Annotated in this window: 15 protein-coding genes; 1 reads left to right on the plus strand and 14 read right to left on the minus strand. The window is 60.7% G+C overall.

All coding sequences use genetic code 11. The features are described from left to right. Positions 1-40 precede the first annotated feature (40 nt). The 14 genes from CRD18_RS04915 to CRD18_RS04980 form a co-directional block, all read right to left on the minus strand. On the minus strand, positions 41-238 hold the full coding sequence (locus CRD18_RS04915; protein ID WP_187406558.1) for a hypothetical protein: 198 nt from the start codon (positions 236-238) through the stop codon (positions 41-43). Between the two features lie 10 nt (positions 239-248). After that, the gene (locus CRD18_RS04920) at positions 249-1,157 is read right to left on the minus strand and encodes a copper transporter (protein WP_187406544.1); all 909 of its coding nucleotides are present in this window, start codon (positions 1,155-1,157) and stop codon (positions 249-251) included. Between the two features lie 89 nt (positions 1,158-1,246). After that, complete coding sequence (steA, locus tag CRD18_RS04925; protein WP_187406545.1) at positions 1,247-2,431, minus strand: putative cytokinetic ring protein SteA; 1,185 nt, start codon at positions 2,429-2,431, stop codon at positions 1,247-1,249. Positions 2,432-2,456: 25 nt separating this feature from the next. Beyond that, the gene (gene recN, locus CRD18_RS04930; RefSeq protein ID WP_187406546.1) at positions 2,457-4,196 is read right to left on the minus strand and encodes a DNA repair protein RecN; all 1,740 of its coding nucleotides are present in this window, start codon (positions 4,194-4,196) and stop codon (positions 2,457-2,459) included. 58 nt (positions 4,197-4,254) lie between these two features. Beyond that, positions 4,255-5,217, minus strand: a complete 963-nt coding sequence (locus tag CRD18_RS04935) for an NAD kinase (protein WP_070653004.1) — start codon at positions 5,215-5,217, stop codon at positions 4,255-4,257. Beyond that, a complete protein-coding gene (locus CRD18_RS04940; RefSeq protein WP_070601574.1) occupies positions 5,210-6,049 on the minus strand; it encodes a TlyA family RNA methyltransferase in 840 nt (279 codons plus the stop codon). Before CRD18_RS04940 ends, CRD18_RS04935 begins: the two co-directional genes overlap by 8 nt. 5 nt (positions 6,050-6,054) lie before the next feature. Then, positions 6,055-6,318, minus strand: a complete 264-nt coding sequence (locus tag CRD18_RS04945) for a hypothetical protein (protein WP_070604331.1) — start codon at positions 6,316-6,318, stop codon at positions 6,055-6,057. A 6-nt stretch (positions 6,319-6,324) separates the two neighbouring features. Then, complete coding sequence (locus CRD18_RS04950) at positions 6,325-7,365, minus strand: HAD-IIA family hydrolase (RefSeq protein ID WP_049193446.1); 1,041 nt, start codon at positions 7,363-7,365, stop codon at positions 6,325-6,327. A gap of 120 nt (positions 7,366-7,485) precedes the next feature. Beyond that, the gene (locus tag CRD18_RS04955) at positions 7,486-8,604 is read right to left on the minus strand and encodes a tetratricopeptide repeat protein (RefSeq protein WP_070653003.1); all 1,119 of its coding nucleotides are present in this window, start codon (positions 8,602-8,604) and stop codon (positions 7,486-7,488) included. A gap of 112 nt (positions 8,605-8,716) precedes the next feature. Then, positions 8,717-9,613, minus strand: coding sequence for an RNase H family protein (locus CRD18_RS04960; protein WP_187406547.1), 897 nt, complete (start codon positions 9,611-9,613; stop codon positions 8,717-8,719). A 44-nt stretch (positions 9,614-9,657) separates the two neighbouring features. Continuing rightward, a complete protein-coding gene (locus CRD18_RS04965) occupies positions 9,658-10,416 on the minus strand; it encodes an ABC transporter ATP-binding protein (protein ID WP_187406548.1) in 759 nt (252 codons plus the stop codon). Next, positions 10,413-11,429 carry an iron chelate uptake ABC transporter family permease subunit gene (locus CRD18_RS04970; protein ID WP_187406549.1) on the minus strand — a complete coding sequence of 339 codons (1,017 nt, stop codon included), beginning with the start codon at positions 11,427-11,429 and terminating at the stop codon, positions 10,413-10,415. Before CRD18_RS04970 ends, CRD18_RS04965 begins: the two co-directional genes overlap by 4 nt. A gap of 19 nt (positions 11,430-11,448) precedes the next feature. Beyond that, positions 11,449-12,396: an ABC transporter permease gene (locus CRD18_RS04975; RefSeq protein WP_187406550.1), complete on the minus strand. Its 948-nt coding sequence runs from the start codon at positions 12,394-12,396 to the stop codon at positions 11,449-11,451. A gap of 39 nt (positions 12,397-12,435) precedes the next feature. Next, positions 12,436-13,443, minus strand: a complete 1,008-nt coding sequence (locus CRD18_RS04980; protein WP_049171659.1) for a siderophore ABC transporter substrate-binding protein — start codon at positions 13,441-13,443, stop codon at positions 12,436-12,438. Between the two features lie 370 nt (positions 13,444-13,813). Between CRD18_RS04980 and CRD18_RS04985 the strand changes: the two genes are divergently transcribed. After that, positions 13,814-14,818 carry a tyrosine-protein phosphatase gene (locus CRD18_RS04985; protein ID WP_187406551.1) on the plus strand — a complete coding sequence of 335 codons (1,005 nt, stop codon included), beginning with the start codon at positions 13,814-13,816 and terminating at the stop codon, positions 14,816-14,818. Positions 14,819-14,909: the final 91 nt, after the last annotated feature.

A 14,909-nucleotide genomic window follows, 5' to 3' on the forward strand; every position in this document is an offset into this window, starting at 1 on the left:
CAAATTAAGTGGTAAAAGGCAGAAACAGCTCCTAAGGCTGTTACCTCCGACGATTTCCGTCCGCTCGGCCACCGCGACTTGCGCGGACGGAACGCTCTCCGCCTTCGTTACCTAGGTAGTCATTCCCCCAGGAGTCTTCACCGATAATGGCGTAGTCGTCGCGCCATGACTTTCGCGTAGCCTGCCGTTCCATGCGACGCTCGAAACGCTTAATTGATTGTTCCCGCTTGCTCGACACTATTCATTCCCTACTTCTTCAACTCCCCAACAACCCCGACCTGCCCGGCCGCATCAGACACAGCGTCCACACGCTTCACGGCAGAATCAGAACCCCAGCGCTCGTCCGGTAGAGCACTGACGCCTTCACGGCCAAAGCCGTCAGTCCCCACCACGACGTGACCAGCAGCATCCTCACCAGCACCGAAGCCTTCAGCCAGTGCCACCGCCAAATCCGCAACCAGGCCAGCACCGAACTCCGGATCCTCGCCCTTATCAATCGCAGCGCGCGAGACAGTGCCGTGATTACCAACAATCACGATGCCAGCAGCTGGCCGCAGAGTCCCCTCTTCATACTCGACAAAACCCCCGCCCTTCAGAGCCTCCAGCAGCAGCTTTCGGTCAGCAGCGGAAGCCCGCTCTCCCCCATCCTTATCCAGCTCCAACACCGGAGCCAACGCCTGGCCAGCCTGGCGGCCCGGCTCGCGGCGCTCCGGATCCAGCTGTACATCAGCCGGCAGCGAGGTAGCGACAATATCCTTCAGCTCGTCCGCACCTGTGGAAGAGAGGAACTTATCGGTCAGCTTCAGCACTCCCGCATCCGGGGCGCCGGCAGCGCGCAGGGTCTCGGAAACCCCTGCAACCTGCTCGTCCGTGGCATCAGGAGTAGCAACAACGAGGACCGGCACGTCCTTCAAAGAGTCCTTGACAATCTCCCCGACGATGGGCTCGATGATGCGGTTGGCTTCATCGGCACGCGCTTGCTGCGCATCAGCGCGGGCAACGGCGGCATCGCGCTCAGAGGCGGCACCAGTGCCGAAATCAATGCCAGCACCAGCGGGGTTCAGCACATAAGCACCCAGCGCAGCACCTGCCGCCACACCGAGGGCAGCACCTGTCACACCGGCTGTAAACTTCCCGCTCCTGCGCTTCTTCGCCATCGCCCGTCCCTTTTCCTTTCGCCGACGCCTCAATCAGCTCTGACAGCCGAAAACTTTAGGCGCTCATAGTGCTCTAAATACCGCTAAAACTACTTAAACAGCCCCTGGAACCACAGTGCAATGGAGTTCCAGGTATTAATCAGATTCTCGCTGACAGAGCCATCACCGGAGGTACCAGCGATGGCGAAGATCACCGCAACGGCGACAAAGATAGCCAGGATTGCCCAGGCCACACCGAAACCACGGCTATTGACCTGATAGAGGTCGGCGACCATGCGACCGTCGACAAGCTTCTCCCCGACCTTCAAACGCGACAGCAACGCCGACGGCACACCGCTCTGGTTCTCAGCGTGGTAGATGCTGTCGATGTTCTGCGGGGCGCCGACGGAGACGACCATGTCGGCGTCGTGATGCGCGGCGAACACCAGTGCCAGGTCAGTGGCGGAATCGGACAGCGCCGGGAAGGTCATGGCGCCAATGCCGAGGTCCTGGATGCGCTCAAGGCCCACAGCGTGACCGTCCGGGTCGGCGGGCAGAATCACGCAACCGGCAGACCGCAGCGCCTCCGAGTTGATGTTCTCCGGATCACCGATGATGTAGTCCGGCTCGTACTTCAGGTCGAAGAGCGTGTCGGCACCTGCATCGACGCCGATGAGCAGCGGCTCGTACTCGCGGATGAAGTTCTTTAGATCTTCCAGCGTCTTGCGGTGTCCCTCACCGGGGCTGACCACAACGACCTTGCGGCCGTGCAGTGGCTCTGTCTCGTCCGGAATGCCCAAGCCATCGATGTAGAGCGGAGACTCGGTCTTGGCGAACTCCACCAAGTTGCCGGAGAGCGCCTCCAGGCGGTCGACCATGCTGGTGCGGCCCTCGTCGAAGGCGCGCTCGAGCTCGTCCTGGTCGACCTCGTCGCCCTGGCCAATCAGGCGGTCACCGTGGTAGAGCTTGCCGTCGTCAAGCCTGCCGTTCTTGCCGTCCTTGAGCTTCTCGAAGACCTCGTCGCCGACGTTCTGCACCATCGCAATGTCGGCGTCGCGCATCATCTGCGGGCCGTAATTCGGCACAAAACCCGTGGTAAACGCGCCGGTGTTCACCACTGCGGCGACCTTGGCATCAATCAACTGCTGTGCCAGTGGACGCGAGATATCCGGCGCATCGATCACCACGATGTCACCTTCGCCCATGCGCTTCAGCGCACGATCCAGGCGGGAACCATCCCGCATAGTCCCCGAAATGCCAGGAAGATCTTTTTCGTTCCGAGAGAACAGACTCATGGCACTTAGTGAAACATAAGTGCAGCTACTTGGCCGCGAAGGCGCGCCGAGCTTGATCCAGAAGATCTTGCGCGTGCGCACGTCCGGAGTCCGAATCGTCCAAGCCCGCCATCATCCGCGCGAGCTCGTCAATCCGCTCCTCGTCGCCCAGGCTCGTCACCTTCGACGACACCGCACCCGAACGCGCATCCTTGCTGACCACCAAGTGGGTATCCGCAAACGCCGCCACCTGAGGCAAGTGCGTGACGACGATCACCTGGTTGTTCACCGCCAACTGCTTCAGGCGCTTGCCAATTTCCACAGCCGCGCGCCCACCAACACCGGCATCGACCTCATCGAAAACCATTGTGTGCCCGGCCTGTCCTTCGGCGAGGACAACTTCCAATGCCAGCATGATGCGAGAGAGCTCACCGCCGGATGCGGATGATGCCAGCGGACGCGGCTCGGCACCCTCGTGGGCGCGAAGCTTGAACTCAATGTTGTCCACGCCAGCGGGACCAAAGGTGTCGGCCTTGGTGATCTCCACCACCAGCGAGGTGTGCGGCATGGCCAGGCCCTTGAGCTCCTTGGTCACGGCCTGTTCCAGGTGCTTTGCGGCTTTCGCGCGGGCCTTGGAGAGCTTCCGCGCGGTGGTGCCGAGTTTCTTCTCCGCGGTTTTAATCTCTGCGGTGAGTTTGTCCAGGGCTTCGCCGGAAACATCCAGCGTGGCGAGCTTACGCTCCGCCTTATCCCGCCAGGCCAGGACACCGGCGATATCTGGGGCGTACTTGCGGGTGAGGTTCTTAATCTCCACCTGGCGTTGCATCAGCTTGTCCAAGGACTCGGTTTCCTCCGGCAGGCCGGAGAGAAACGCGCCGAGACCAGCGGAGATTTCGGACAGCTGGCTGGTCAGTTCATTGAGCTGGTTGGAAAACTCGGTGAGTTCCTCGTCGTCTGCGGCGGCGAGCTCGTTCGCGGCGGCGCCGAGGAGTTCGGCGGCACCGGAGTCCTCGGTGGCGGCATCCATGCCGGTCGTGCTCACGGCGGCGGCGCCATCGATGGCGGCAAGCGCCACGGCCGCCGCGTCGCGGAGACCGTCCAGGTCCTGCATGCGGCGGATCTGGGAGGCGAGGTCCTGGTCCTCATCCGGCTCGGGTGAGACTGCGTCGATTTCTTCGATCGCGAAGCTGAGCTGGTCGGCACGCATGGCCAGCTCACGGCGCTTGGAGGTCTTCTCTTCCAGTTCTTTGGCCAGGGAGCGCCAGTGTGCGCGCTGCTGACGGTAAGTTTCCAGCGTTGGCGCGATGGTGTCGGCATCCATGCGGTCGATGGCCGCGCGCTGCTCATCGGCGCTTTGCAAGCGCAGCTGATCGTTCTGGCCATGAATGGCGATGAGGCGCGTGGAGACATCCGCCAGTGCCGCAGCCGACGCACCGCGACCGCCAACCCACGCCCGGGAGCGCCCCTTCGCGGAGACCTGACGAGCAAGCAGGTACTCGTCATTCTCATCGCGTTCGCCGCCGAGTTCAGAAACCACAGCATCGATGGTCGCTGACTCTTCCTCCGAGAGGTGCTCGGTGGACACGCGACCTTCCACCAACGCCTTGTCTGCGCCGGTGCGCACGCGGCCGGCGTCGGCACGCGCGCCACAGAGCAACTTGAGACTGGTGACCACCATGGTCTTACCCGCACCGGTTTCACCTGTCAGTACGGTCAGGCCTGGGCTGAATTCAAGCGTCGCGTCCGGGATAACGCCGAGGTCGCGGATGGAAATCTCAGTCAGCATGGCGCCTGCAATCAGTCCTTCCCTTGAAGTGTGGGGTCTCGTTTGCCGTGTTTAGGGGCTATTGGGCTTCGGCGGGGCCGCGCCACCCGGACGTCGGCAAGCGGAACTTGTGCACCAGACGATCGGCGAACGGCTGATCGTCCAGACGCACCCAGCGCACCGGTTGCGCGCCGCGCTCGATTTCGATGCGGCTGCCCGGCGGCATGGTGATGTTGCGGAAGCCGTCGAGCCCCGCGACCGCCTCGGCGGTGTCGTGGTTGGTCTCAATGGCAATGGTCGAATGCGGGGAGATCACCAGCGGGCGAGAGAACAACGCGTGGGCGTTGTTGGGCACGACCAGCATGGCGTCGAGCTCTGGCCAGAGTACGGGGCCTCCTGCGGAAAAGGCGTACGCGGTGGAGCCGGTCGGCGTGGAAATCAGTACACCATCGCAGCCGTAGGAACTCACCGGACGGCCATCGACTTCCAAGATGACATCCAGCACGCCACGGCGGTTGACGTTTTCGATACTGACTTCGTTCAGCGCCCAGCCAGAGCCAATGACGCGGCCGGTGGTGTCACGGACGGTGGCGCGGATGGTCATGCGGTCTTCGATGCGCCAGGAACGCTTGATGACGCGGCTAATCGCCTCGGTCATGGACTCCTGCTCCCACTCAGCGAGGAAGCCCACGTGCCCCATGTTGATGCCGAGCACCGGCAGGTCAGCCGAGTGCGCAATGTCTGCGGCACGCAGAAAGGTGCCGTCGCCGCCGAGGACGAGGACGAGTTCGCATCCCGACGCCGCCTGCGGAGAATGCCAGTAGCGCGGGTACTTGCCGAGCGTTGGGTGCGCGGCCAGCGCCTCCGGGTTCTTACCGGCCAGCACGCGGATGTCGATACCCGCGGCCTCAAGCAGCTCGGCCGCCTCGGCGGCCATTTCCAGGTTGGCGCTACGGCCGGTGTGCGGAACCAGCAGAATCTCGCGCTTGCCGGCGCTGGTCTTGGGCTTGCTTTCCCGTGAGTGAGTCTTCGCGCTAGTCATTGTGCGGCCCCTCCTCAACAGCCTTGGCGATGGCCGCAGCCATAGCCTCATCACCAATATCGCTGGCGCCGCCGTCTTTCACCAGCCACAGGAAGAACTCCACGTTGCCGCTCGGACCCGGCAGCGGGCTGGCCACGGCTGCGCGGAAGGACAGCCCCAGAGTGCGGGCGTACTCGGCGACTTCCTGGACAACTTCCTGACGCAGTGCATCGCTGCGCACGACTCCACCGGAGCCAAGGCGCTCCTTACCCACCTCGAACTGCGGCTTGACCATCGGCAGCAGGTCAGCGCCCTCGTCGAGGCAGGAGACAATCGCTGGCAGCACCAGCTTCAAAGAAATAAAGGACAGGTCGCCGACCATGACATCGGCTGTGCCGCCGAGAATCTCGGGGGTCAGCGTGCGGACATTAGTTCGGTCGAGCACAACCACCCGCGGGTCATCCTGCAAGCGCCAAATCAGCTGACCGTAGCCGACATCGACGGCGTAGACGGTGTCGACATCGCGGCGCAGGCACACATCGGTGAAACCCCCCGTGGAGGCACCGGCATCCAGCACTTTCCGGCCCTTCAAGTCCAGCCCTTGCGGTTCGAAAGCTTCCAGCGCGCCGAGCAGCTTGTGTGCTCCGCGCGACGCCCAGTTCTCGTCTTCTTCCAGACCACTGACGCGAATGGACACGTCCCCTGTCACCGCAGTCGCCGGCTTAGAGGCGACAAAACCACCGACCTCTACTCGGCCGGCTTTAATCATGTCCACTGCCGCTTCACGGGAGCGAGCAATCTTCCTTCGCACCAACTCCGCATCGAGCCTGCGCTTAGGAGCTTTCTTTGCCACCGCGTTCACTTTCCTTCCCTGCGTGACGAGCCCAGGGCCTCATACAAAATCTCATGCGCCCGCTCAAACTGCGCGACTCTCTCCTGCGGCGTCGGGGCAGGTGCTGACAGTGCGGCCGCCACCTGCTCGCGGACGTCCTCCGGAGTTACCTCACGCGCGCCGGGCATCGCCGCCGGGCTAGGCGCAGGGCTCGGTACAGATGCAGGGCCGGGTTTCGGCCCCGGCACAGGACCAGCGCCCTGCCCCGGCTTCGGTGCAACCTCACTCATCGGCTATCACTTCCGCCAGGCAGCCAGCGCCGCCTCAGCAGCCGGGCCCTCCGCGCGGACCTGCGCGACCTCGACTGCGCCAGCACGACCAGCCTCAGAGTTCCACACCACATCTACGACCGTCAGCAGAGCCGCCACCGCGGCCTCCGCCGGGTTCACCAACCGAAGATCTTCCATGTCACCGCCAGAAAGAACGATGACACCGGCCTCCGCGTCGTCGTAACGCGCGGTGAAACCAGCCTGCGGAGCCGGACGTGCCTGATCCAGCTCACGATTCAGCGCAGTCATGTCAGCACCGATGAGCGTCGGGCGGTGCTCAGGCGGCGCCGCAACGACATCCATATGCGTGGAAACGCCTGTGACCACCATAAACGTGTCCATCTTTGCCGCATTTCCGCCCGCGATGTCGGTGTCGAGGCGATCCCCAATCGCCAGCGGATTCTTCGCGCCCACACGCTCCGCCGCCTTAATAAACATCGGCGGCTTCGGCTTACCCGCCGACAGCGGCGCCACGCCCGTGGTCGTAGAAATCGCCGCAGCGACCGAACCATTACCAACCAGGAAACCGCGCTCCGACGGCAGCGTCGTATCCAAATTCGACACCAGGAAGCGCGCACCTCGCGACACCGCCAGCGCCGCCTCCGACATCTGCTTCCACGTCATCTCACGGTTGAGCCCCTGGAACACCGCCGCAGGGTTGTCATCAGCGGAATCCACGAGGTTGTACCCCGCCTCACGAGCCAACTGCTTAAACGACTCCGCACCCAACACAAAAACGTTCGAGCCCGGCTCAATGACCTCCGCCGCCATCTCAATGGCCGCCTGCGCCGACGTCATCACATCGTCCGCGTGAACGTCATAGCCCAGCCCATTGAGCTGATCCGCCACCGTCTGCGGCGCGCGCGAGGCATTGTTGGTAATAAACACCATCGGCAGCGCCGCCTCAGTCAGCCCCTCCAGCGCGTTCGGAATCGCCGCGCCACCCTCGTAAATCGTGCCATCCAGATCCAGCAGAGCGGCATCATAGGAAGAAGCGACAGAAGCCATGGGGGTTCATTTCTCCTTTTACGAAATAGGAACGCTTTACGACGAATTGTAGATGCGCAGCCCGATTGCGCCAGCGGTGCGTTAGCGGTGGCTGATGTTGCGAGCCGGCAGCTGGGCTGATTACTTGCTCAGCTCTTCGATGCGCTCACGAGCATCGAGCATCTGGTCCACATCGATCTTGGCGCAGCGGGTAAACCACACCTTGGCATCATCTTTACGACCGGCCTCCACCAGCGCATCAGCGTAGGCGTAGAACAGACGAGCTGCTTCGAAGTCCTCGCGGTCCGGGTTCAGATCCTGGGTCTCCAGCTCAACCAGAGCCTCATCGATCTGGCCCATATCTCGGCGAGCACCGGCGGCGACGATAGCCAGCTCAGTCTTGGACTCGTTGTCCAGCTGCTTGGCTTCCTCGGAGCGAGCCAGCTCGATGGCCTTCTCTGGGCGGCCGAGGCCGCGCTCACAGTCCGCCATGACCGCGAGCATGCCCGGGCCACCGGAGATGCGGCGAGCCGCACGCAGCTCCGCCAAAGCTTCCTTCCACTCACCTGCGTGGTAAGCGGCAACACCAGCGGTCTCACGAACGACACCGACGCGACCAGCGCGGTCCTTCGCTGCGCGGGCGTGCTCCAGGGCACGCTGCGGGTCTTCAGCCATCAGGATTGCGGACATAATCATGTGACGAGCAACCTTGTCGGCGTTGTCCTTAGCCAGGCTCTTCAGATCCTGGCGCACGCTCGGGTCGAGCTCGTCTGCGCGAATGTCATCTGGCAGCTTCGGCTCGTTCTTACGGGCCTCAATGCGCTCCTCGCGGAAGCCTGGGCGCTGCGGACCGGTGCGGTGCGTACGCTTCTCATCCTGGAAGCGGCCACCACGGTTGGAGCGACGTGGCTTGCCACCACGACGGTCGAAGTTGCGACCTCCCTGGCCACCGCGCCCGCCCGGGCCGCGACGATCATTGCGGTCACCACGGTCGTTCCGGTCAAAGCTGCGCTCGCCACGATCGTTGCGCTCATTACGATCATTGCGGTCGTAACCGCGGCCACCGCGACCACCACGGTCATCGCGGTTGTAACCACGACCGCCACGGCCTCGACCACCTGGGCCACCACCCTGTCCACGACGATCGTTGCGGTTGCGCCCGTTAAAGCCGCCCTCGCCACGACCATGGGAACGGTTAGACCCGCGGTTTCCGCGATTTCCTCGGCCTTCGCCGGAACGAGGACCTTCGTGCTCAGCCATGAAGTCGGAGCTCCTTATAAGTAATGAGTAAAAGAATTTATGTGTTTTCAGGCTACCAGTAACCCCGGATTGCCTGGTGGTCTACCTAAAAGACCAAACTTTCATACTACTGCTAAGACCTTCCCACATTCCAGCCCAGCAAACGGGCGGAACCTGTGGCCTTCCCCACTGCCTGGGACAAATCCCAGACAGCCAGGCCAACCCAGTCGTCAGTGGTGAACTGCGCGATAGCGGTGGTTCCCTCGACGCGGAGCTCATGCTCGGCATCCGAAAGCCCGTCTGGCACGGCGAAGTTGTCGCCCAGGGCGTCGTTAAGCAATGCCTTGAGAGCGCGGGCATTGCCCTGTTCAGCGCGATGTGCGGCGCGGCGGAAAACGGTGAGCGCTTCCTTGGCGGCGTCCTCCGGCGTCACGGTGGTGTCGACGGCGAGGTCAAAGAGGCCTTCCTGCTCGAAGGTTGCGGCCTTGGGCGTCTTGGGCTCGGAACTAGGCGCGGCGGACGTAGTTTTTGTCGGCGCTGCATTCGTCTGCGCGCGACTACCCGCGCCAGCGAACCCTGGCCCCTCGGGTACGGCGGTGCCCTTCTGATACGCGGTGGCGGCGGCGCGGGCGCGCTGATCAGCGGCCTCGTTCATGTCGTGGCCGGAGTGCCCCTTAACCCACTCGAGGTGAATATTGCGGCCAACGAGCAGCTGGTCGATGTCCTGTAAAATGTCGACGTTGAGGACAGGTTTACCGTCGCGCTTCTTCCAGCCTTTGCGCTTCCATCCCGGCATCCACTTAGTGACGGAGTTAATCACATACTGCGAATCACACAGTACGAAAAGCGGCTCGTCAGGGATGTGCGCGGTGGCGCGGAGCAGCTCGGCAAGAGCGGTGAGCTCGCCGCGGTTATTGGTTCCCTCTTTCCATCCGCCGGCGGCCCAGCAGCTGTCGTCGATATACCAGCACCACCCGGCAGGTCCGGGGTTGTGCAGAGCGGAACCGTCAACGGCAGCAGTAATAGTCATGAGGCTAGATTGTATCGGCTGCGTGGGACCGGCCAGGAATTGCCTTAAGAGCCGTAGCAGGCGACCGGTCCGTGCGGACCCTCGACGATGTCAATCTGGGTATTGAAGATTGGGCTCAGAACCTCCGAACGCATCAGCTCTGCGGTTGGGCCGTGCTCGACAATCTGGCCATCCTTGACCGCACAGATGTAATCGGCGTAGCGAGCCGCGAAATTGATGTCATGCAACACCACCACCATGGTGCGCCCCAACTCGCGCACTGCAGTGCGCAGGTACGACATGATGTCGACCGAATGAGAAATATCCAGGTTGTTCAACGGCTCGTCGAGAAGCACGTAATCCGTCTCCTGACAGAGCACCATTGCGACATACGCGCGCTGACGCTGCCCACCGGAGAGCTCGTCGAGGTAGCGGCCCTGGAGCGCCTCAAGATTGAGGAACTCGATGTACTGGGAGATGATGCGCTCGTCCTCAGCGGTCAGGCGCCCCTGGCTGTGCGGGAAGCGGCCGAAACTGACCAGCTGGCGCACGGTGAGACGCGTGACGAAGTGGTTGTCCTGGCGCAGAATCGACAGCACCTTCGCCAGATCCTTCGACTTGGTCTTGCCCACGTTGTAGGGGCCGACGTTGATGTCGCCGGAATCGACGGCAAGGAGGCGGCCAATCATAGTCAAGAGCGTGGACTTGCCCGCACCATTCGGCCCAATCAGAGCCGTAATCGCATTGGTTGGAATTTCCAGGTCAACGGGGCCAATTGACACCTCGCTGGTATAGCTCTTGCTTACACTGTCGAGGAGAATCATAGCCGTCCCTTCTTCAAAACGACGTAGAGGAAGATCGAACCGCCAACCAGCTCGATGATGATGGACACCACGCCCTGGGCATAGAAAACGTGATTGAGGATGAAATACGCACTGGCCAGCGTGACGTAGCCGATTAGCGCCGCCATCGGCAGCACAAAACGATGGTCATAGGTATCCGCAGCCTGGTACGCAATGGTCGCGACCAGGAAGCCGAGGAATGTCATCGGGCCGACCATAGCCGTCGATACTGCCATCAGCACGGACACCGCAACCAGCACGGTGATGGACCGAACCTGGTAGTTCACGCCCAGATTTGTCGCAACCTCACGGCCTAGCGACATCACGTTCAGCGCCCGCGAATGCAGCGCAATCACAACGACGGCCACTACCACTAACGGAATCGCCACCGGGAAAAACTCCGGATCAGCGTTGTTGACCGAACCGAACAGCCGCGCCGTCAAAAGGTCAAAATCCGACGGTGTCAGCATGCGCTGCATAAACGTCGATACCGAGGCCAACCCGCCACCGATGACGATGCCCACCAGCAGCATGCTGTGCATATCCGCGCCCTGCCCAGTCAGCAGCCACGCGTACAGCACCAGCGACAGCCCCACCATCAGCGCGAGCTGCAGAACAAACGCCCCAACCGAGCCAGCATTCATCAGACCCGTCGCGCCGAGGAAGTAGACCGCGGCGGTACTGATAGCCACGTACAGCGCTTCAAAGCCCATAATCGACGGCGTAATAATTCGGTTATTCGCGATCGACTGGAACGCCACCGTCGCAATTGCATGACAGCAGGCAACCACAATCATGGCAATCACGGCGTCAAGGCGCCGACGCGCAATCAGCCAAAAGCCCTCCGTGCCGAACGGCAACGGGTTGTCCCATGCGAGCAGACCCGCGGTAAACAACGTCGCCAAGCCCACCAGCACAGCAATGATGATCCAGTACCTGCGCGCCGCGGCGCCCGTGCTAAACGACGTCGTTTGCGGGCCAACCTGGTTGGCCATCGTATGAGTTGAACTGAGATTAAGCACGACGCCGCTCCACGATCAGATAGACGAAAATGGCAGCACCCAGGATGCCGAGGATCACCGATACCGGAATCTCGAAGGGGGCGATAATGACGCGGCCAATTATGTCCGCGACCGTCACGATGGCAATGCCCACCAGGCACACCCATGGCAAATTGGAGCGCAGGTCATCGCCACGAAACATGGAGACGATATTCGGGACAACGAGGCCTAGGAAAGGCAGGTTGCCCACCACTACTGTGACTAGACCTGTTGCAATCGCGATTAGTCCCGTGCCCAGGAACACGATTCGCTTGTAGTTCAGTCCAACGTTGGTCGCGATATCCTCACCAAGGCCCGCTACCGTCAGCCGATCGCTGAATACGAAGACGATCGCGACCACAATGACGACCAGCCACAGGAATTCGTACTGCCCTTTATAAATATCAGTGAAGGAGCCCGCGAACCAGACGCTCAGCGACTGCAGCATGTCTGTCTGCAACGCAAAGAAAGTCGAAATCGAACTGACTACCGCGCCCAGCATGATGCCTACGATGGGCACGACCAGGCTCGACTTCAAAGTCACTCGGCGCAAGAACAGGAAGAACACTGCTGTGCCGATGAAAGCGAAGATAATCGCACCGCTCATCCGGCCGAGCAACGACGCCGAGGGGAAGAAATACATCACGAAGATCAGGCCAAGACCAGCCCATTCCGTAGTTCCCGTGGTGGTTGGTTCGACAAACTTGTTGTGCGTAAGCAGCTGCATGACCAGGCCACACATCGCCATCGCGGCACCCGAGAGCACTAGTGCAATGGTGCGCGGTATACGCGTAGTGGCGAACATCTCCCAGCCGTCGTCGGCGCCCAGGATGTCGTATTGGCCTACAAACAGCGACATAGCCACCAGGACTGCCACAAAGGCAATCCCGATGGCTAGTCGGGAATCCAGTAACTTCTGCATAGAGTTGGTGAGGTACTCCTGTGACTGGTCAGGGAACTATTAGGCCTGCTCGAAGGCGTCGGCAAGCCCGTTCAGAATCTCCGTGTACGTGATGATGGACTCGTTGGTGTAAGTGTCCTCTGGGGCGTAGTAGATCTTGCCCTCCTTGACTGCCTTCACGTTCTTCAGCGGAGCGGCTTCCTCGACCACAGACTGTGCCGAACGGTACTCATCGGTACCGCGGACAGAGGTGCCAGCATCGCGGTCAAGCACCATGATGAAGTCCGGGTTTGCCTCAGCGATGGACTCGGCGGAAATCTCATCACCCCGGTGGTCATCGCTGGCCTTGTCGACCTCCAGCGCCGGCTTCATGCCAATCAGGTCGAACAGCGGGCCGAAGGTACGACCAACAGTCGGAGCAATGTAACCGAGGGTGCCGCCCGACGAGTTCAGCGCCATGACCTTCACGTCCGGGTTGTAAGCCTTGCGAGCGCGCTCCAGAGCCTTGTCAAAGTCTGCGATGAGCTGATCGGCTTCCTTCTCCTTACCGAAGATGGTGCCCAGGCCCTTAGCGTGGCGCTTGAGCTCCTCGTCCAGCGGCTTGCCCTCGCGCGGCTCAAACTCCACAATCGCGGAGTTCGGAGCAAGCTTCTTCAGGTCATCGTAGTACTTGCCGAAACGCTGACCGTTCACAATCAGGTCCGGGTCAGCAGCAGCAACAATTTCGAGATTCGGCTCGCGGTGATTGCCGATGTCCTGAACGTCAGGATTGTCCTTGTAGTCGGAAACCGTGAACGGGATAATCGGTTTAGGAGCTGCAGCCAGCTTAATACCCCACTGATCGAGCATCTCGAAGGAACGGTTATCCGTGGCCACAACAGAGTCAATCTCGGCAGGTACGGTCTGCTCACCATGATTATCAGTAACGGTAATAGTAGACTCGTTGCCTGCAGCTGCAGACTTATCCTCGTTACCGGCATCAGTAGAACATGCACCAAGAACAAGTCCAAGGCTCGCAACAGATGCAACTACGATATTGCGAATACGGCCGGAGTTAGAACGCGCCACTTAAAGGCATCCCTTCGGTCACAGTAGGATTGTTAAACAAACGCCACTTAGACGCCGTTACCCAATCACTTACTTAGGTAATCATTACCTGTGAAACATTAGCTTAGGGTTCCCTATTTAACAAGTAAATACGTTATGAAATTACGCAATATTTAGGGCATATTTCGAACTTGGCTTAGCGTTGGCTAATTTGTGCTGGTAGAAGCCACTTTTCTGAGCAGTGTAGCCAGGCACCCCCGTTACGTTCTTACCGCGTCCCAGTGGGGCCTATTGTGCGGGCATGGCTATGCGGGTGCGCGGGCAAGACTATGCAGGAAAGAGCTTTTCTTATAAGTTGCCGAAAACCTGAAGCACACTAACCTCAATACCCGTGAATCCAACTAACCTAAGCCGCGCGAATCATCGCGCTAAAGTCTCTGCCCTAACCGCGGCCCTTCTTCTACCACTCGGCACTATTGCCCCATCGCCCGCGTTGGCTAGCCCTGACACCGCGTTGTTTAATGCAGTCACACCAGGGATTAGCGCGACCGAAACACAGGGCACCGGTCAGACTACTACCGCCACGGCACCAACCGGATCTCCAACCCCTATCGAATCCGGCTCACTATCCTCACTCAGCAACTTCCGCGATGTAGCGGGCAGTAGCGCCAACCTAATCACGACCGAGGACGGTCGCCACATCCGCCAAGGCCTCGCATACAGGTCAAACGCCTTACGGGAGCCAAGCGACGAAGATCTTGCCCACATGACGCAGGCAGGCGTGACACGCGTCGTCGATTTGCGAAACATTAAAGAGCGCAGCGAAGGCCCAGACGTCTTGCCCGACGGCGTGACTTACCAAGTAGCGGACATCATCGATGTTCGCAATGGCTTGGGCTTTGTGAAGAATCCTGTCGTAACTACTGGCGAGCAGCTCTACGGCCACGCGCCCGAGTTCTACGAAGCGGCGGGAGACAGCATCAAAGCGCGCGATACAGAGGTTTTCGATGATGAAGTGAAGTATTTCGGCCAATTACTCGGCTATGAGTTGATGATTACCGGAGAAGCACCGCGAACCGCTTGGAAGGATCTTCTCCAAGCACTCGCATATGAAGACGGTGCCGTTGTATTCCACTGCAGCGCGGGCAAGGATCGAACCGGCCTCGGAGCCGCGTTCCTCTTGGCCATCTTGGGAGTTAGTTACGAAGCAATCGAGCAGGACTTCCTTGCCAGCAACGCTTACCTCAATCGTGAAGACGCGGTAGACAAAAAGTGGCTCAAGATGTCGTGGGACGCTATCGAAGAGAACTACGGTACTTTCGACAACTTCGTCCGACAAGGCATCGGGCTTTCCGACGCCGACATCAACCAATTGCGCCAGAAGTATCTGGTATAGCGCCACGCCTTACCACAACAACCTTCGTTGAATGTTGTTTACCCGTGGGTACAAAAGTGGGCCGCAGCACCCAACCCCACACAAGGGGCAA

It is taken from the genome of Corynebacterium sp. LK31, assembly GCF_014335015.1.
Taxonomy (GTDB): domain Bacteria; phylum Actinomycetota; class Actinomycetes; order Mycobacteriales; family Mycobacteriaceae; genus Corynebacterium; species Corynebacterium jeikeium_D.